The 17108-nt window shown below is 68.6% G+C and carries 19 protein-coding genes; 10 read left to right on the top strand and 9 right to left on the bottom strand.

Annotation, left to right across the window (positions count from 1 at the left end; translation table 11 throughout):
• Nucleotides 1–59 precede the first annotated feature (59 nt).
• Nucleotides 60–1463, bottom strand: coding sequence for an NAD(P)H-quinone dehydrogenase (locus ACFWF1_RS23820; protein ID WP_379286482.1), 1404 nt, complete (start codon nt 1461–1463; stop codon nt 60–62).
• Nucleotides 1464–1676: 213 nt separating this feature from the next.
• On the opposite strand from ACFWF1_RS23820, the gene ACFWF1_RS23815 reads away from it, so the two are divergent.
• Nucleotides 1677–2150: a gamma-glutamylcyclotransferase gene (locus ACFWF1_RS23815; RefSeq protein ID WP_150404309.1), complete on the top strand. Its 474-nt coding sequence runs from the start codon at nt 1677–1679 to the stop codon at nt 2148–2150.
• A gap of 69 nt (nt 2151–2219) precedes the next feature.
• Here the strand turns inward: ACFWF1_RS23815 and ACFWF1_RS23810 are convergent, their stop codons facing one another.
• From ACFWF1_RS23810 to ACFWF1_RS23800, 3 genes are all read right to left on the bottom strand, one after another.
• Nucleotides 2220–3368: a M20 family metallopeptidase gene (locus ACFWF1_RS23810; protein WP_379286617.1), complete on the bottom strand. Its 1149-nt coding sequence runs from the start codon at nt 3366–3368 to the stop codon at nt 2220–2222.
• A 107-nt stretch (nt 3369–3475) separates the two neighbouring features.
• Nucleotides 3476–4648: a M20 family metallopeptidase gene (locus ACFWF1_RS23805; RefSeq protein WP_379286619.1), complete on the bottom strand. Its 1173-nt coding sequence runs from the start codon at nt 4646–4648 to the stop codon at nt 3476–3478.
• A 214-nt stretch (nt 4649–4862) separates the two neighbouring features.
• A complete protein-coding gene (locus tag ACFWF1_RS23800; RefSeq protein ID WP_379286484.1) occupies nt 4863–5567 on the bottom strand; it encodes an enoyl-CoA hydratase-related protein in 705 nt (234 codons plus the stop codon).
• Nucleotides 5568–5798: 231 nt separating this feature from the next.
• Between ACFWF1_RS23800 and ACFWF1_RS23795 the strand changes: the two genes are divergently transcribed.
• The 3 genes from ACFWF1_RS23795 to ACFWF1_RS23785 are packed head-to-tail and all read left to right on the top strand — an operon-like array spanning nt 5799 to nt 8321.
• Nucleotides 5799–6578, top strand: coding sequence for a purine-nucleoside phosphorylase (locus ACFWF1_RS23795; protein WP_379286486.1), 780 nt, complete (start codon nt 5799–5801; stop codon nt 6576–6578).
• Nucleotides 6579–8075 (top strand): phospho-sugar mutase, encoded by a 1497-nt coding sequence (locus ACFWF1_RS23790; RefSeq protein WP_379286488.1) that lies wholly within the window; start codon nt 6579–6581, stop codon nt 8073–8075.
• Between the two features lie 21 nt (nt 8076–8096).
• A complete protein-coding gene (locus ACFWF1_RS23785) occupies nt 8097–8321 on the top strand; it encodes a hypothetical protein (RefSeq protein WP_379286490.1) in 225 nt (74 codons plus the stop codon).
• 19 nt (nt 8322–8340) lie between these two features.
• Here ACFWF1_RS23785 and upp read toward each other — a convergent pair whose 3' ends face one another.
• Nucleotides 8341–8964 (bottom strand): uracil phosphoribosyltransferase, encoded by a 624-nt coding sequence (gene upp, locus ACFWF1_RS23780; RefSeq protein ID WP_379286492.1) that lies wholly within the window; start codon nt 8962–8964, stop codon nt 8341–8343.
• A gap of 147 nt (nt 8965–9111) precedes the next feature.
• On the opposite strand from upp, the gene ACFWF1_RS23775 reads away from it, so the two are divergent.
• From ACFWF1_RS23775 to ACFWF1_RS23755, 5 genes are all read left to right on the top strand, one after another.
• Nucleotides 9112–9435 carry a hypothetical protein gene (locus tag ACFWF1_RS23775; protein ID WP_379286493.1) on the top strand — a complete coding sequence of 108 codons (324 nt, stop codon included), beginning with the start codon at nt 9112–9114 and terminating at the stop codon, nt 9433–9435.
• A 4-nt stretch (nt 9436–9439) separates the two neighbouring features.
• A complete protein-coding gene (locus tag ACFWF1_RS23770) occupies nt 9440–10570 on the top strand; it encodes an NlpC/P60 family protein (protein ID WP_379286495.1) in 1131 nt (376 codons plus the stop codon).
• Nucleotides 10567–10917, top strand: coding sequence for a hypothetical protein (locus tag ACFWF1_RS23765; RefSeq protein WP_379286497.1), 351 nt, complete (start codon nt 10567–10569; stop codon nt 10915–10917). The genes ACFWF1_RS23770 and ACFWF1_RS23765 overlap by 4 nt, the downstream gene beginning before the upstream one ends.
• Before the next feature lie 76 nt (nt 10918–10993).
• A complete protein-coding gene (locus ACFWF1_RS23760; protein ID WP_379286498.1) occupies nt 10994–11341 on the top strand; it encodes a YbaB/EbfC family nucleoid-associated protein in 348 nt (115 codons plus the stop codon).
• Nucleotides 11342–11367: 26 nt separating this feature from the next.
• Nucleotides 11368–12624 carry a primosomal protein gene (locus tag ACFWF1_RS23755; protein ID WP_379286500.1) on the top strand — a complete coding sequence of 419 codons (1257 nt, stop codon included), beginning with the start codon at nt 11368–11370 and terminating at the stop codon, nt 12622–12624.
• 82 nt (nt 12625–12706) lie between these two features.
• Here the strand turns inward: ACFWF1_RS23755 and ACFWF1_RS23750 are convergent, their stop codons facing one another.
• The 3 genes from ACFWF1_RS23750 to ACFWF1_RS23740 form a co-directional block, all read right to left on the bottom strand.
• Complete coding sequence (locus tag ACFWF1_RS23750) at nt 12707–13363, bottom strand: hypothetical protein (RefSeq protein ID WP_379286502.1); 657 nt, start codon at nt 13361–13363, stop codon at nt 12707–12709.
• A gap of 168 nt (nt 13364–13531) precedes the next feature.
• Nucleotides 13532–14629: an adenosine deaminase gene (locus ACFWF1_RS23745; RefSeq protein ID WP_379286504.1), complete on the bottom strand. Its 1098-nt coding sequence runs from the start codon at nt 14627–14629 to the stop codon at nt 13532–13534.
• 272 nt (nt 14630–14901) lie between these two features.
• The gene (locus ACFWF1_RS23740; protein WP_379286505.1) at nt 14902–16191 is read right to left on the bottom strand and encodes a thymidine phosphorylase; all 1290 of its coding nucleotides are present in this window, start codon (nt 16189–16191) and stop codon (nt 14902–14904) included.
• Nucleotides 16192–16290: 99 nt separating this feature from the next.
• On the opposite strand from ACFWF1_RS23740, the gene ACFWF1_RS23735 reads away from it, so the two are divergent.
• Complete coding sequence (locus ACFWF1_RS23735; protein ID WP_379286507.1) at nt 16291–16560, top strand: hypothetical protein; 270 nt, start codon at nt 16291–16293, stop codon at nt 16558–16560.
• Between the two features lie 9 nt (nt 16561–16569).
• On the opposite strand, the gene ACFWF1_RS23730 is transcribed toward ACFWF1_RS23735, so the two are convergent.
• Nucleotides 16570–16971 carry a cytidine deaminase gene (locus ACFWF1_RS23730; protein ID WP_357386542.1) on the bottom strand — a complete coding sequence of 134 codons (402 nt, stop codon included), beginning with the start codon at nt 16969–16971 and terminating at the stop codon, nt 16570–16572.
• Nucleotides 16972–17108 lie beyond the last annotated feature (137 nt).

Here is a 17108-nt window from a genome sequence, read left to right as displayed (position 1 = left end):
CGGCGAATCGCCTCAGCTGACGTGTCAATCTTGGTCGCCACCGCACCCCGGCTGCGAGATCAGTCCAGGTCGTCGTGCCGCATCAGCTGACGAGCCGCCTCGGTCACCGAACCGGTCAGCGACGGATACACCGAGAAGGTCTGCGCGAGATCGTTGACGGTCAGGTTGTTCTGCACCGCAAGGGCGATCGGCAAGATCAGCTCGGACGCGATCGGCGCCACCACCACACCGCCGATCACCACGCCGGTGGCGGGGCGGCAGAAGATCTTCACGAAACCCCTGCGCAGGCCGAGCATCTTGGCCCTCGGGTTGGTGTTCAGCGGCAGCATCACCGTGCGGGCGGGCGTCTCGCCGTTGTCGATCGAGGTCTGACTCACGCCGACCGTGGCGATCTCCGGGCGGGTGAACACCGCGGACGCCACCGTCTTCAGCCGGATCGGGCTGACCCCCTCGCCGAGCGCGTGGTACATCGCGATGCGGCCCTGCATCGCGGCCACCGAGGCCAGCGGCAGCAGGCCGGTGCAGTCGCCCGCCGCGTAGATGCCGGGCACCGAGGTCCGCGACACCCGGTCGACCCGCAGATAACCACCGCGGTCGAGTTCGATGCCGACCCGCTCCAGGCCGAGCCCCTCGGTATTGGGGGTAGAACCGACGGTCATCAGCGCGTGCGATCCGGCGACGGTCCGGCCGTCGGACAGCTTGACGACCACGCCCTCGGCGGTGCGCTCCACCGCGTCGGCGCGCGCGTGCTTCACCAGCTCGACACCGCGTTCGGCGAGCGCGTCCTCCAGTACCAGCGCCGCGTCGGCGTCCTCGCCGGGCAGCACCCGGTCGCGGCTGGAGACCAGCCGCACCCGCACACCCATTTCGGTGTACGCGGAGACGAATTCGGCACCCGTGACACCGGAACCGACGACTACCAACGTCTCTGGCAGTTCTGCCAAGTCATAGAGCTGACGCCAATTCAGGATCCGCTCACCGTCCGGCTCGGCGCCCGGCAACACGCGCGGGCTCGCCCCAGTGGCGATCAACACAACCTCGGCCTCGATGGTCTGCTCGGTGCCGTCGGCCAGCTTGGCCAGGATCTGATGCGCGGCCAGCCCGGTCGACGCGTCGGTCAGCTCCGCGCGACCGGCCAGCACGGTCACGCCGACGGTCTGCAGCTTGGACCGGATGTCGGAGGACTGAGCCAGCGCGAGCGCCTTGACGCGGCCGTTCACCTCGGACAGTTGCACCGTCGCCTGGTTCGGGTCGAGGGTGATGCCGAGATCGCGGGCGCGGCGCAGGTCGGTGCGCACGCCGGTAGAGGCGATGAACGTCTTCGAAGGGACACAGTCCCAGAGGACACAAGCCCCGCCGATGCCGTCGCTATCGATCAGCGTCACCGACGCACCGTGCTGGGCTGCCACCAGCGCCGCCTCGTAACCGGCCGGTCCGCCACCGATGATCGCTATGCGGGTCATTGATACCTCCGCTTCTGGTTGCGCACCGGGATCTCCGGTACCTGTCAACGTTATCGGGCGAGGCAGGCCCACCCGCCGCCCGGCCACCTCCCCCCACGGAATCGCTACGCGATGCGGGTTCTACCCGGTCGCCGCGCCCGGAACGCGCCACCGGAATGCCGCATCTGGCCGGGATAGAGTCGATCCCCGGATGTTATTGGCTACCCTTCTGTGGTGCCGATCTACGCCGCCTATGGGTCCAACATGGACTCAACCCAGATGCTCGAGCGCTGTCCGCACTCGCCCATGTCCGGAACGGGCTGGTTGGAGGGCTGGCGGCTCACCTTCGCTGGTGACGACATCGGCTGGGAGGGGCCGCTGGCGACGGTGGTCGAGGAGCCGGGCTCCCGAGTTTTCGTCGTGCTCTACGACGTGTCGCCCGAAGACGAGCAGCGGCTGGACCGCTGGGAGGGTTCGGACTTCGGCATCCACAAGAAGATCCGGCTGCGGGTGACGCGCAGTGAGAGTGGTGCCGATCCGACGCTGTCCTGGTTGTACGTGCTCGACGCGTACGAGGGCGGCCTGCCCTCGGCCCGCTACATCGGGGTCATCGCGGACGCGGCCGAAAAGGCCGGTGCGCCCGAGGATTACGTGCATTCGCTGCGCACGCGCAACAGCCGCAACGTGGGCCCCGGCAACTTCGGCTGACACACGAACGACGTGGCCGACCCGAGGGTCGGCCACGCCATGGTTCGAATCAGTATGCGGCGGCGCGGGTTAGGCGTTCAGCACGATATTGGTCAGCACCCGCACGCCCACCGCGAGCGCCCGCTCGTCGAGGTCGAAGGTCGGCTGATGCAGATCGAGCTGCTCGCCGTGCCCGGACCAGACGCCGAGGCGCGCCATCGCGCCGGGCACCTCCTCCAGATACCACGAGAAGTCTTCGCCGCCACCGGATTGCATGGTGTCGGCCAGCGCGTCCGGACCGATCCTGCGGATCGCGTCCTCGAACATCCGGGTGGACTGTTCGTCGTTGACCACCGGCGGCACGCCGCGACGGTAGTTCAGCTGGTATCGCACGCCGGTCGGGGCGAGCAGGCCGTCGACGATCTCGCGCACCATCGGCTCCAGCAGCGACCAGGTCGCGTGATCGCCGGTGCGGACGGTGCCGGTGAGCATGCCGGTCTGCGGAATCGCGTTGGGCGCCTTGCCTGCACTGACCGCACCCCACACCATCACGGTGCTGGTGCGCGGGTCGATGCGGCGGCTGAGCAGACCGGGCAGGCCGGTGATCACGGTGCCGATGGCGTAGACCAGATCGCTGGTGAGATGCGGGCGCGAGGTGTGCCCGCCCGGCGAATCCAGCACCAGCTCGACGGTGTCGGCGGCCGAGGTGATCGCGCCGACCCGGATGCCGACCCGGCCGACTTCCAATCGCGGATCGCAGTGCAGCGCGAAGATCCGCTCCACACCCTCCATCGCGCCGGTGGCGACCACGTCGATCGCGCCGCCCGGCATGACCTCCTCGGCGGGCTGGAACACCAGTCGCACACCGACCGGCAGCTCGGGCACCTCGGCCAGCGCGAGCGCGGCGCCGAGCAGAATCGTGGTGTGCGCGTCGTGCCCGCAGGCGTGCGAGACGCCGGGCACGGTGGAGGCGAAACTCAAACCGGTGAACTCCTGCAGCGGCAGCGCGTCCATGTCGGCGCGCAGGCCGATGCGCGGACCCTCGGGGCCGATGTCGCAGATCAAGCCGGTGCCACCGGGCAGCGGCTGCGGCGTTAAACCCGCCTTGATCAGCCAGGACGAGATGAATTCGGTGGTGGCGAACTCGGTGCGGGACAGTTCCGGGTTGGCGTGGATGTGTCGGCGAAACTGCACGAGATCCGACGCGTGCTCGGCCAGCCAGCCCTCTACTGATCCCAAACCTGTTCCTACGGTGTTCGGCAATACGATGTCCGCCGGGTCTTCGGCCAGGGCGCATGCCCCGGCCTCGATTCCCGTCGCCCGTTCCGCCGAACGGCCGGTAGTGCTCACCGAATGTCCTCCTGTCGTTGAACGAGCCGTTGCAACAACCTGTCTCTTTGTTCTTCATCGCTGGCAGCGGCGATCGCGGTACGCGCGAGTGCGAGCGCACCATCGACAACCGCACGATCCGCCGAAGCGTTGACGCTCGCCGCGGCGAAGCCGGGCTGATGCGTCACCGCGCCACCGGCATCAATGCCGATGACCGGGTGGATGCCCGGAATGACGTTGGTGACGTTGCCCATGTCCGTGCTTCCGAGCGGCCGCAACGCCTCGAGCTCGGGTGCGATCGGCACTCGTCCCAAACCGGTTATCTGCTCGCGGTAGGCAAACAGTAACGCCGGATCGGGTGTCAGCTCGGTATATGTCGGCGCGACAGTCCGGATTTCCTGGGTGCAGCCGGTCGCAAGGGCACCCGCCTCGAAACACGCCGACGCTCGTCGCATCAGATTGTCGAGAGATGCGGAGTCGACTGCGCGTAGGTAATACAGCAGTTCCGCACGTCCGGGCACGATGTTGGGGGCCACGCCACCATCGCCGACTATACCGTGAAGTTGCTGGCCAGGCTGGAGATGCTGACGCAGCAAGCCGAGAGCTACCTGGGTGACGGTGACCGCGTCGCCCGCGTTGCGGCCCAGTTCCGGCGCCGCGCTGGCGTGCGCCTCGCGGCCGTGAAACACGATGGACAGGTCGGCCATCGCCAGCGAACGCGCGCCGACGATGTCGAACGGGCCGGGATGCACCATCATCGCCATCGCCACGTCGTCGAACACGCCGTGCTCCAGCATCAGCACCTTGCCGCCGCCGCTCTCCTCGGCGGGGGTACCGAGCACCAGCACGGTGAGCCCGAGTGCGTCGGCGACCTCGGCGAGGCCGAGCGCCGCGCCGACGGCCGAGGCGGCAATGATGTTGTGCCCGCAGGCATGTCCCATCCCGGGCAGCGCGTCGTACTCCGCGCAGATGCCGACGGTGAGCGGGCCGCTGCCGAAGCTCGCGCGAAAAGCGGTCGGCAGCTCGGCGACGCCGGTGGCGACCTCGAAGCCGCGCTCGGCGAGCGGCGCGATGATCTTGGCGACGCTTCGGGTCTCCTCGAACGCGAGCTCCGGCTCGGCGTGAATCGAGTGCGAAAGATCGATCAGCTGGTCGGCCACGGCCTTGATCGCCGTGTCCGACTGCTGCATGGCATCGGTGCGCGCGACGTCATAGTCGCTGCGCGATTCCTGGTGCCCGCTGCGCGGTGGTGGCATGGCACACAGTGTTGCACTCGGCCGCAAACCGAGCGCACTCCTTATCTGTCCGGCCGATCACACTTGGCCGCGTTCTCCCGGCATTATCACAGTTCAGAGCGTTGCGCTGGGCGGAGCCGCAGCGTGTGCCGACCGGACAGCCGCGACGTTATCCCGTCGCGAAAACGAGGTTCTCCGGCGTGGTCGGCACGGCGAGGCCGGCCAGCGCGCCGGCGTGCAGCGCGCGCTTGATCACCGGCAGATTCGGCTTGCGATTGCTCGCCAATGCCGCGGCCCTGGCCACGGCGGTCGCCAGCAACGACTCCGCGTCGGCCTTGCCGTCGACGATGCCCGCGGCGATCGCCTCGTCGGCCGGGTAGCGGTAGCCGGTGGTCATCGCCTGCACGCAGACCTGATTGGACAGCCGCTCGGTGAGCAGGGCGTTCATCCCGACGGTGAACGGCATGCCGAGGTGCACCTCGGGCAGGCAGTAGAAGCCGCGGTCGGCGCGCATCACCCGGAAGTCGTGCGAGGTGGCCAGCATGGCGCCCGCCCCGAACGCGTGTCCGTTGATCGCGGCGATCGTCGGCATCGGGAACTGCAGCAGCCGGGTGTAGAGCGAGTGCACGCGGTCCAGGTAGCCGTGCGACTTGCCCAGGTTGCCGAACAGCCAGTCGGTGTCGAGGCCGTTGCTGTAGAACTTGCCGGTCGCCACGGTGACCAGCGCGGCCGGGCCCTCGGAGTCCTCGACCTTGTCGAGCACGCCGTGGAACTCGTCGATCCAGTCGGGGTGGAAGCGGTTCTCGCTATCGGTCTGTCCCTCGTTCCCGAGGTAGACGACGAAGACATCACCATCACGTTCCAGATACGGCATGGGTGCAGAATATCCGGCGCACGGCGTCTCCCCTACTCGTGGGTAGCATTCCTGCGCCGAGGCGCCTACCTGGCACGTAGCCACCGTGCGCCCGTCTCGCAACCAGCACGCCCGGATCGTTCCGGCGTGCTTCGCGGCCCACCGGCGCAGGCGTCGACCGCTCCGCCACGCGCACCCGAAGGCCGCGCACACCCGGCGCCGCAAGCGCGGCAATCCAATACAGTGATCTCCATGCTTGCCGAACAGGCCGCCGAGGCGATCGCCGAACGTACTGGAGTGCCGCGTCACCGGGTTGCGGTGGTGCTCGGCTCGGGCTGGCAGGAGGCGGCCGCGGAGATCGGCACGCCGGTCGCGTCGGTGCCGATGGCGGAGCTGCCCGGGTTCGGGAAGCCCAGCGCGCAGGGGCATGGCGGCATGGTCCACTCGATCACCGTCGGTGCGACGCCCACGCTGCTGCTGATGGGCCGCCAGCACCTGTACGAGGGCTATCAACCCGCCGATGTGGTGCACGCGGTGACCACGGCCGTCGCGGCGGGCGTCGAGATCGTGCTGCTCACCAACGCCGCGGGCGGTATCCGCGAGGGGCTGCGCGTCGGCGAGCCGGTGTTGATCAACGATCACCTGAATCTCACCGGCCGCACCCCGCTCACCGGGGCCACCTTCGTCGACCTCGTCGACGCCTGGGATCCCGAATTGCGGGCCCTGGCAACGGAAATCGACCCGAGCCTGACCGAGGGCGTGTACGCGGGCCTGACCGGGCCGCAGTACGAGACCCCGGCCGAGATCCGGATGCTGCGCACCATGGGCGCCGATCTGGTCGGCATGTCGACCGTGCTGGAGGCCATCGCCTGCCGCGCGCTCGGCGCCAGGGTGCTCGGCATCTCGCTGGTCACCAACCTGGCCGCGGGCGTCACCGGCGGGCATCTCTCGCACGCCGAGGTGCTCGCCGAAGGCCAGGCCGCCGCACCGCGCTTGGGCAAGCTGCTGCGCGGCGTGCTGGAACGGGTGTAGATGCTGCGCTTCGGCACGGCCGGTCTGCGTGGACCGCTGCAGGACGGTCCGGACGGCATGAATGTGACGACGGTGACCAGGGCCACCGCCGGAATCGTCGAGTGGTTGCGCGGGCGCTGCCTCGGTGGTGGCGCGGTGATCGTCGGCCGCGACGCGCGGCACGGTTCCGCGGAATTCGCCACCGCGACGGCGGAAATCTTTGCCGCAGCGGGCTTTCCGGTGACGTTGCTGCCGCGCCCGCTGCCGACCCCGGTGGTCGCCTACGCGGTTCGTGAGCTCGGCGCGGTCGCCGGCGTGCAGATCACGGCCTCGCACAATCCGGCTGCGGACAACGGCTACAAGGTCTATCTCGACGGCGGCTCGCAGCTGCTCGCCCCGGCGGACACCGAGATCGAGCGTTGCATCGATGCGGTCACCGAGCCCGTCGCCCGAACTCCGGTCGAACCGGTGGACGACGACATCGTGCGGCGGTATCTGAATCGGGTGTCGTCGCTGCCCTCGGTGATCGGTGGCGAGGGTGCGCGCGCCGCGATCCGAATCGCACTGACGCCGTTGCACGGCGTCGGTGGCGACTTGGTCGTCAAGGCGCTCGCCGCTGCGGGATTCACCGACGTGCACGTGGTCGAGGAGCAGTTCGCGCCCGATCCCGACTTCCCCACCGTCGCCTTCCCGAACCCGGAGGAGCCGGGCGCGACCGATCTGCTGCTCGCCCTGGCCACCCGGATCGGCGCGGACTTGGCGATCGCCGTCGACCCCGACGCCGACCGTTGCGCGGTCGGAATTCCGTTGCCGGACAACACCTGGCGAATGCTGCGCGGTGACGAGACCGGCGTGCTGCTCGGCGACTGCGTGCTGCGCACCGCACCGCGGGACGCGCTGGTGGCGACCACGATCGTGTCGTCGCGGCTGCTGTCCAAGCTCGCCCCGGCCCGCGGCGCCCGCTACGCGGAGACGCTGACCGGCTTCAAATGGCTGGCCCGGGCCGGCGACGGCCTGGTCTACGCCTACGAGGAGGCGATCGGCCACTGCGTCGATCCGGCCACGGTCCGCGACAAGGACGGCATCTCGGCCGCCGTCCTCGCCGCCGATCTGGTGGCGCGCCTGAAGTCCGCGGGCCGCACCCTGACCGACCAACTGGACGATTACGCAGTCGAATTCGGCCTGCACAGCACCGATCAGGTGTCGCTGCGGCTGGATTCGGCGGCGGCCGCCGCGGACGTGGTGGCCCGGCTGCGCGCGAACCCACCGGACGAGATCGCGGGCGAGCCGGTCAAGTACGCCGACCTGCTCCAGGTGCGCGGCCGGATGCGCACCGACGCACTCGTTTTCGAAGGCAGCACCGCGCGCATCGTGGTCCGCCCGTCCGGCACCGAGCCGAAACTCAAGTGCTATCTCGAGGTGCTGACACCGGTCTCGGCCCACGCCGACCTCGCCGCCGCGAGGACAACTGCGGGACAACACCTTTCCGCATTGCGCGAATACTGCCAGGGGCTCTGACCACCCAGGCATCATCAATTGATGACGGCGATGCACTGTACCCACTGCGGCGGCCAGGGCCTGCGGCCCGGCTATATCGAGGACTCCGGCGACAGTTCACGCGGCCATGCCCGCTGGATCGAGGGTCCGCTGGAAATCGGCTCCTGGGGCGCGATACGGACCGGCCGCACGCACTGGCTGGTCGACGCCTATCGATGCGAGGACTGCTCGCACCTGGAGCTGTTCACCCGGTCCAAGGACGGGTGAACAGCCCGGCTCGGACCGGCTAGCGCGGCCCGAATTGGCGGTCTCCCGCGTCGCCGAGGCCGGGGACGATGTAGGCGTTCTCGTTCAGGCCCGTGTCGACGGCGGCGGTGACCAGGTTCACCGGGTGACCTGAATCGGCCAGTGCGGCAACGCCTTCCGGTGCCGCGACGACGCAGACCGCGGTGATGTCGGTGGCGCCGCGGGCGATCAGGAGTTCGAGGGTGTGCAGCATCGAGCCGCCGGTGGCCAGCATCGGGTCGAGCACGTAGACCGGGAGGCCGGCCAGGTCGGCGGGCAGCGATTCCATATACGGGACCGGCTGGTGGGTTTCCTCGTCGCGGGCGATGCCGACGAAGCCGATCCTGGCGTCGGGGATCAGCTCGGCGGCCACGTCGAGCATGCCGAGGCCCGCCCGCAGCACCGGCACCAGCAGCGGCGGTCGCGCCAGTCGCGCGCCCTCGGTGACGGCCACCGGCGTCGTGATCTCGAAGCGCAGGACCGGCGCCCCGCGCAGCGCCTCATAGATCAGGATCCTGGTGAGATCGCGCAGCGCCGCGCGGAAGACGGAATTCTCGGTTCGCTCGTCTCGCATCGTGGTCAACAGGGCGGCGGCGAGCGGATGGTCCACGGTGTGAGTACGCATGAGGGAACGATAAAGTGACCGGTGGGCCCGCCGCCGAAGCTCCACCCGAAAGTTTTTTCGCATCGGTGGGAACCGAACGGGAAGAGGGCGCGTCGAAGCAAGTGAATGACGTACTCTGCCTGGGAACAACAGATGGGGGAAGCTCTGATGCGGAAGATGTCGGCGGACACCGAGGGCATCGCAGCCTATGGCGCGACCGCCCACGTGATGGCCGGGGAGATGGCCACGGCCGGGGCGAGCGCGGTCGCGGCCGAGCCTGCGCTGCTCGGCCCGATCATGGGGTTGATCGGCGGCGATTTCATGGCCGCGTACGCCGCCGCGCACGCCGGGCACGTCGCCTCGATCGGACAGCTGTCGGCGGTGCTGGCCAGCATGGGTGGCGCGGCCACCGGCGCGGCCTCCGTGCTCACCGAGACCGACCTGAACCACGCGGGATCGTTGCAGAGCGTGGCCACCGAACTGGACGGGTGAGCCTGTGATCGATATCAACGCACTGGCCAAGCCGATCTTCGATCTGCTCGCGAGCTTCGGCTCGGGCGTGCTGCCGACCGGCGGCCCCTCCGACGCGCTGCGCAGCACGTCCACCGCGGTCGACCAGATCCACCAGATGGGTCGCGACAGCATCAACGGCATGAACTCCGCGTGGGACGGCCAGGCCGCCGACGCCGCCACCTCGAAGGCATTGAAGGTGCAGACCTCCGCCGCCACCATCTCCGACCGTGGCAACGACATGGCAACCGTGGTGAACTCCGCCGCCGCCGAGATCGAATCGGGCCAGAAGGACCTCACCGGCATCGCCCAGTCGTTCGTGAACACCGCGGCGAGCGCGGGCCCGGCACTGGCGACGCCCGCGGGATTGACGATGATCGTCGGCTCCGCGATCGACCACCTCGGCCAGGCACTCAACGTGGTCGGCCGGGTACAGAACGAGCTCACCACGCACACCGCCTCGATGACCGACCTCACCCCGCCGCCGTCCACGCCGTCGCTGGCCGGGACGCCCGCCGTCACCACGGCCGGCGTGCAGCAACTGACATCGACCGCGAGCAGTGCGCTCAGCGGTGTCGGTTCGATGGCGAGCAGTCTGATGGGCACCGCGATGTCCACCATCCCGGCCTCGACGGCATCGCCGAAATCCACCTCCGGCACCCCGAGCTCGCCGGGTAACCCGAAGCCGAACACCGGTTCGTCGGGCATGCCGAGCGACGGCAAGGGCGTGAAGATCACGCTGCCCGACGGCAGCACGGTGGAGGCGCCGAACGAGAAGGCGGCGACCGCGGTCCGCTCGGCGATCAGCGCGGTCGGCACCCCGTACGTGTGGGGCGGCAACACGCCCGGCGCCGGACTCGACTGCAGCGGCCTGACCAAATACGCGTACGGCGAGGCGGGCATGGATCTACCGCGCCTGGCCGCCGATCAGGCCATCGGCACCTCGGTCTCCCCCGGCGACCTGATGCCCGGCGATCTGGCGGTGTGGGACGGTCATGTCGCGATGGTGATCGGCAACGGAGAATTCGTCGAGGCCGGTGACCCGGTCCAGATCAGCTCAATTCGAACGGAGAACTCAGGGATGGGCTTCCACGGCTTCTATAGGCCGACAGCGTGAGCGCGCCACAGCAACCGGCTGTTCCCAACGTCACGGTCGCGGGCAGCACGAACCGATCGGGCACCATCTCGGTGCGCGCCACCGATCAGGGCATGCCGGTGGAAATCAAGTTCGAGCGCAGCGAATATCGTTACGGCGCACAGAGTCTCGCGAACGAGATCCTGCGGCTCACCAAGCGCTCCACCGTCGCCGCCAAGGCGCGCCGGCGCGAGCTGCTCGCCGAGGCGGGCATGCCCGCCGACATCCTGGACCGGCTCGGCCTGCCCACCCGCCAGGCGGCGGTGGACGAGCTCGACCGGATCGATGACGCGGACACGGGACCGACTACCTGGATGAGGCCGGTATGAGTGAGCGGAGCGAGCGAACAATGAACACAGCTGCCCCAGCGCTCATGCCGGAGCCGAGCGCCAGCGAGGCGCAGGCATGAGCGCTGAGATGGATGCTCTGGTCGCCAACGCGACGCAGAAGCTGGAAGCACTCGAGGCCGCGCTGTACGGCCTCAAGCAGGTCCGTGGGCGCCACACCACCGAGGACGGCGCGGTCACCGTCGAAGTCGACAGTGACGGCGCGCTCGTCGGATTGAGCCTCGCGGAAACGGTCACTTCGCTGGCACCGGCCGAGGTCGGACAGCTGATCGTCTGGGCGTGCAGGCAGGCCGCCGAGGACGCGGGCAACCAGCGCTCGAAGGTCGTTGCGACACTGAATGAGTCATTCGTTCCCGCGGCGGACGACGCCAAAGGAACCATTGGGGGCGGGCCGGATAGTGCCTGACGCGGAAGGTCGATAGGCTTCCGCTCATGGCTTCTGGAGACATCGTCCCGATCGAGCTCGGCCTGACCGACGGCGATCTCGTCACCCTGTGGGCACCGCGCTGGCGAGACGGTGACGACGAGTGGGAGGCGTTCCTCGGACACGAGGACTCCCTCTACGGTTTCGAGACCGTTGCTGAGCTGGCCGCGTTCATCCGGACCAACTCCGACAACGACCTCGTCGAGCATCCGGCATGGAAGGTCGTCGCCGGGCTGTCGGCGGTGGAACTGGAGCCGGAGGAGAACTTCTCCTTCGATCTGGTCGCGGTGCCCGAGCTGGCCGCCGGTGAGCCCGATGTGGACACCATCGCCGAGCTCGAGGACACCCTCAGCATGGTTCGCAACATCGGCGAGGTGTGCGAACTGGAGACGGTGACCAAGTTCTTCGGGTCGCACCCGGTGCTCGGCGCGCTGCCCGGCGGGGTGAACGCCTTCCTCGGGCGCGACGGCGAGGAACTCTGGGACCAGATCGGCGCCGCCATCGCCAAGGGCTGGGACAGCGTCCTCGACGCCATCGACTCCGTCGTCAGCACTCCCGACGTCGATGCGGAAGCGGTCGCCGTCGCCGAGGCCGAGCTGCTGGCCGCCGAGGAGAACGTGGTCGACGCCGACGACGCGGCGGACAACGAGGAGGACGAGTTCGAGCCCGTCGACCTCGACGCGGACGACGAGGACGAGGAAGAAGACGAAGAGGACGAGTCGTTCTGGCACGAGGTCGGCATCGACCCGGTCAAGATCATCGCCTCCGACGGCACCTACTTCACGCTGCGCTGCTACCTCGACGACGAGCCGATCTTCCTCGGCTCCGACAACACGATCACCGTGTTCACCTCGGAGCGCGCGCTGGCCAGGTACCTGGCCGACGACCACGAGCACGACCTGTCCCGGGTGAGCACCTTCGCCGACGTGCAGACCGCGGCGGTGGACGGTTCGCTCGAGGTCGAGGTCACCGACGAAAACGTCTACGTGCTCCCCGGTCTCGCCGACGACCTGGCCGAAGGACCGGAGGCGGTCGACATCGAACAGCTCGACCTCGCCGTCGAACTGTTCACCGACGCCTCCGACTACGCGGGCGACGACACCGTGGAACAGGCGCTCGCCCAGTCCAACCCGCTCGGCTGGTACGTCTCCTACCTGCTGAACCCGGACCCGAGCCGAATGGCCCCCAACCCGCCGTTCACCGCGGAAGCACAGTCCTGGCGAGACCTCGAGCGCAACTTCGAGGCCAGGCTCAACCAGCAGTAGCTGGTTTCGCCCCGCTGCCCCGCCACACCGCGCATTCAGACCAGACTGAGTGCGCGGTATCGACGTTGGCGACCTGCGGCCGCTACCGCAGGCGGATCCAGATCTGCTCGGCACGGCCCAGTAAACGGTCGTCGGAACCGTAGACGGCGGTGGAGGAGAACGATTTTCGGCCTTGTTCGCCGTGGTTCTCGCCGATGACCACGCAGTGTTCGCCGACCTCGGGGAGGGCGTGGACGGCGGCGGTCATGGAGCCGAGGAGGGCGGGGCGGTCGAACATGTTGGGGAGTGACCAGCCGCCGGGGCAGTCCATCGCGGCCCACACGACGGCGGGGCCTAGTGGGAGGGAGTCGTCGGGGATCCACGGTGCGGCGACGCGGCCGTCGCCGACCGCACCTGCCTCGATGCGTAATCCGTCGGTGCGGGCGCTGCCGCAGACGAAGCAGGACGCGAACATCTCGTTGCTCTGGTAAGAGCTCGCCGCGGCGGCCGCCGTCGCGAACGGCACGGATTGCGGTGCGTCCCGGTCGAATTCGCCGACCCGGGATTCGGCGACCAAGGTGTCGCCGTCGTACAGGCTGCCTGCCCGCACCTCGAGCGGTGTGTCCAACGGCGTCGGGTTGCGCAGGATCACCGTGACCGCGGCGTCCCCGTGCTGCTCGGCGAGCAGTCCGCCCACGTAGCCGCCGTTACCGGAATCGGGCGGTCCGTTGAACCGGCTGGAAATCCGCAGTGTCGCCATGCTCTGCACGCTAGCGAACCAGCATCCCGGTCATTCCGCCCCGTCCCGGCGGACGAGACGCGGCTCACGGGGAACTGGGTCGTCGCACGAGTGGCGCTGCACCAGTTCCCCTCGGCCAGCTCCTCGTCCCGCTGGGGATCCGGGCGCGGAGCCTGTTGCTGCCCTTCGTTATCCGAGCAGCACCGCGTAGCCGGGCTTGATGATGTTGTCGATGATGCGCAGCCGCTCCGGGAACGGGATGAACGCCGACTTCATCGCGTTGATGGTGAAGCGCTCCAGATCGCTCCAGCCGTAACCGAACGTGTCGGCGAGCTTGAGCATTTCCTGGCTCATGCTGGTGTCGCTCATCAGCCGGTTGTCGGTGTTGACCGTCACCCGGAAACGCAGCCGGGCCAGCAGGTCGAACGGGTGCTTGTCCAGCGAGGGCACCGCGCCGGTCTGCACATTCGACGACGGACACAGCTCCAGCGGAATGCGCATGTCGCGCACGTAGTTCGCGACGAGCCCGAGGCGCGCGTCCTCGATCGCGCCGGGCACGCTGATGTCGTCGGTGATCCGCACGCCGTGGCCGAGGCGGTCGCAGCCGCAGAAGGCCAGCGCCTCGTGGATCGACGGCAGGCCGAACGCCTCACCCGCGTGAATCGTGAAGTGCGCGCTGTTGGCTCGCATGTATTCGAACGCGTCCAGGTGCCTGCTGGGCGGGTACCCGGCCTCCGCGCCCGCGATGTCGAAGCCGCCGACGCCGCGATCGCGGAAGCGCACGGTCAGTTCGGCGATCTCGCGGGAGCGGGCGGCGTGGCGCATGGCGGTGAGCAGGCAGGTGACCACGATCGGGCGTCCCGCGGCAGCTGCTGCCGCCTCGCCTTCGCGGAAACCTGCCAGGGTGTGCTCGACGACCTCATCGAGGGTCAGTCCGCGTTCCAGGTGCTGTTCGGGGGCGAAGCGCACCTCGGCGTACACCACACCGTCGGCGGACAGGTCCTCCGCGCATTCGCGGGCGACTCGGCGCAGGCCCTCCGGCGTCTGCATGACGGCGACGGTGTGCGCGAAGGTTTCCAGATAGAGTTCCAGCGATCCACTGTCGGCCGCGTCCCGGAACCAGGCGGCCAGTGCCGCCTCATCGTTGGCGGGTAGGTCCTCGTAGCCGCAGTCGGCGGCCAGCTCCAGCACCGTCGCGGGCCGTAGACCACCGTCGAGGTGGTCGTGCAGCAGCGCTTTTGGCGCCTGGCGGATCGAGGCAAGGGTCAATGCGGTCGGTCCAGTCATGTAACGACGGTAGCCGCACCGCGCCCGAACGGCACCCGACTGCCGAAGTGGCAACCATCTCGTTGCCCACCCATCCCGCCCCGGCCCACACCCGGACACCACCCCGTCCCACCGAATACCGCACTGACCAGCAGTAACTCCACGCCTGTGCGATGCCGCACACCTCGACGCCGGTGTACCGAACAGCCGGCAACTCCGCGCCCATCCACCTTGATGCACAGATCACCGCAGGTTGTTGTGCGGCAAGTTGATTCGTTTGCCGAGCGGGTGGGTCAGGCGTCGATGCGGCCGAGCACGAGTGGGGTGGTGGGTTTTTCGACGGCATCGCCGATGGCAAAGGCGTCGAGTAATGCGGTGTGTGCGCCGAGGAACGCGCCGGGGGTGTCGGTGTGCAAGGTGAGCAGAGGCTGGCCTGCGGTCACGGAATCGCCTGGCTTGGCGTGCATTTCGATTCCGGCACCGGCCTGGACCGGGTCGCCTTGGCGGGCCCGGCCTGCGCCGAGGCGCCAAGCGGCGATGCCGACTCCCATGGCGTCCAGGCGGGTCAGCACGCCGTCGCGGTCGGCCCGCACGATCTCGGTGTGCGCGGCCTTCGGCAGTGCCGCGTCCGGATCGCCACCCTGGGCGCGGACCATCGCGCGCCACTGGTCCATCGCCCGGCCATCCGCGAGCACGTCGGCGGGGTCGATGTCGAGGCCGGCCAGCGCGACCATCTCACGCGCCAGGGTGACGGTGAGCTCCACGATGTCGGCCGGGCCGCCGCCGGCCAGCACCTCGACCGACTCCGCGACCTCGAGCGCATTGCCCGCGGTGCGGCCGAGCGGCGTGTCCATCGCGGTCAGCAGCGCCACCGTCCGCACCCCGGCGTCGGTGCCCAATTCGACCATGGCCGTTGCCAATTCGCGGGCACCGTCCAGGGTCTTCAGGAACGCGCCCGCGCCGACCTTCACATCGAGCACCAGCGCCGCGGTGCCCTCGGCGATCTTCTTGCTCATGATCGAGCTGGCGATCAGCGGAATGGATTCGACCGTGCCGGTCACGTCGCGTAGCGCGTAGAGCCGCTTGTCGGCGGGTGCGAGATCGGCGCCCGCCGCGCACACCACCGCGCCGATCGCAGGGTCGGCGAGGATCTCGCGCATACGTGGCACCGACACCTCGGCCTGCCAGCCCGGGATGGCCTCGAGCTTGTCGAGCGTGCCGCCGGTGTGCCCGAGCCCGCGCCCGGACAACTGCGGCACCGCGGCGCCGCACGCGGCGACCAGCGGCGCCAACGGCAGCGTGATCTTGTCCCCCACGCCGCCGGTCGAATGCTTGTCGACGGTCGGGCGCGGCAGATCGGTGAAGTCCATCCGGCTACCCGACGCGATCATCGCGTTGGTCCACCGCGCCGTCTCCCGCCGGGTCATCCCGCGCCACACGATCGCCATCGCCAGCGCCGACATCTGCTCGTCCGCCACCGCCCCGCGGGTGAATCCATCGACCACCCAGTCGATCTGCGCGTCCGACAGCTCGCCGCCGTCCCGCTTGCCGGTAATGATCGAAACCGCGTCCAGTGCCGTCACATTCGCCAGTCTGGCACGAGATCGAAAACAAGTCCGGCTTCTTGTCGGTGAGGTTCGATAGCCTCTCCACATCAATCGTTCGAGGGGCTTGGGGCAACAATGACAGCCACACACATCGACCGCCGCGTCAGCGTGCTCGAGACGCGGGTCACCGACATCGAAGACACGCACAGCGAGTCGCTCTACAAGCTCACCAGGGGTGACGCCGGCTCCAGGATCGAGACCGGGCGGCTGATCGACTGGACCAACAGCGCGAGTCGGGCCTTCACCCTGATCATGGAACGGCTAGGGACTGCGCCGATCGAGTTCCCGCCGGTCGCTCGCGCCACCGACGCCGAGATCGACGCAGCACTCGACGCAGAGCTCTGAACCGCTCGCTCAGATCTGTCCGGCGTCCAAGTCGTCCGGGCCGAACGCATCTGGCAGCAAGGCGCTTAGCGGAACGGGCCCGTCCTTATGGTCGACCAAGAGGTCGGGCCCCCCGTGTTCGTAAAGCAGTTGGCGGCAGCGCCCGCACGGCATCAGGATTTCGCCGCGGGAATCGGTACAGGAGATGGCCAGCAAACGTCCGCCACCATCCGAATGCAAGTTACCGACGAGTACACATTCGGCGCACAGGCCCAAACCGTATGAGACATTTTCCACATTGCACCCGCGCACAATTCGGCCGTCGACAGTGAGGGCTGCCGCACCAACCGGAAACCGCGAGTATGGCGCATAGGCATTGCGCATGACTTGAATCGCGTTGTCGTGCAGGGATTTCCAGTCGATTTGCGACATCGGGAACCTCTTCTGAAACGAGCTGAACTTGGCCGCGCGAGGCCCTCGAGGGAACCCTTCGGCGATCAAGAAAGGCAAACCTAACTCGCCAGACTGTAGCGCAACGCACGGCACGCCGAATTAGTTCCGGCAAACCT

Origin of the sequence: Nocardia sp. NPDC060255 (assembly GCF_042727395.1) — a bacterium.
Lineage (GTDB): Bacteria > Actinomycetota > Actinomycetes > Mycobacteriales > Mycobacteriaceae > Nocardia.
The sequence above is the reverse complement of the archived record's forward strand: the minus strand, read 5'-3'. Positions and strand labels throughout refer to the sequence as shown.

What these genes read in the sequence shown, in the direction of transcription:
- ACFWF1_RS23750 (WP_379286502.1), bottom strand. Translation starts at nt 13,363, where the DNA reads ATGGCGACACTGCGGATTTCCAGCCGGTTCAACGGACCGCCCGATTCC.
- ACFWF1_RS23790 (WP_379286488.1), top strand. Translation starts at nt 6,579, where the DNA reads ATGCTGCGCTTCGGCACGGCCGGTCTGCGTGGACCGCTGCAGGACGGT.
- ACFWF1_RS23795 (WP_379286486.1), top strand. Translation starts at nt 5,799, where the DNA reads ATGCTTGCCGAACAGGCCGCCGAGGCGATCGCCGAACGTACTGGAGTG.
- ACFWF1_RS23785 (WP_379286490.1), top strand. Translation starts at nt 8,097, where the DNA reads ATGACGGCGATGCACTGTACCCACTGCGGCGGCCAGGGCCTGCGGCCC.
- ACFWF1_RS23745 (WP_379286504.1), bottom strand. Translation starts at nt 14,629, where the DNA reads ATGACTGGACCGACCGCATTGACCCTTGCCTCGATCCGCCAGGCGCCA.
- ACFWF1_RS23730 (WP_357386542.1), bottom strand. Translation starts at nt 16,971, where the DNA reads ATGTCGCAAATCGACTGGAAATCCCTGCACGACAACGCGATTCAAGTC.
- ACFWF1_RS23760 (WP_379286498.1), top strand. Translation starts at nt 10,994, where the DNA reads ATGAGCGCTGAGATGGATGCTCTGGTCGCCAACGCGACGCAGAAGCTG.
- ACFWF1_RS23735 (WP_379286507.1), top strand. Translation starts at nt 16,291, where the DNA reads ATGACAGCCACACACATCGACCGCCGCGTCAGCGTGCTCGAGACGCGG.
- upp (WP_379286492.1), bottom strand. Translation starts at nt 8,964, where the DNA reads ATGCGTACTCACACCGTGGACCATCCGCTCGCCGCCGCCCTGTTGACC.
- ACFWF1_RS23820 (WP_379286482.1), bottom strand. Translation starts at nt 1,463, where the DNA reads ATGACCCGCATAGCGATCATCGGTGGCGGACCGGCCGGTTACGAGGCG.
- ACFWF1_RS23805 (WP_379286619.1), bottom strand. Translation starts at nt 4,648, where the DNA reads ATGCAGCAGTCGGACACGGCGATCAAGGCCGTGGCCGACCAGCTGATC.
- ACFWF1_RS23800 (WP_379286484.1), bottom strand. Translation starts at nt 5,567, where the DNA reads ATGCCGTATCTGGAACGTGATGGTGATGTCTTCGTCGTCTACCTCGGG.
- ACFWF1_RS23775 (WP_379286493.1), top strand. Translation starts at nt 9,112, where the DNA reads ATGCGGAAGATGTCGGCGGACACCGAGGGCATCGCAGCCTATGGCGCG.
- ACFWF1_RS23755 (WP_379286500.1), top strand. Translation starts at nt 11,368, where the DNA reads ATGGCTTCTGGAGACATCGTCCCGATCGAGCTCGGCCTGACCGACGGC.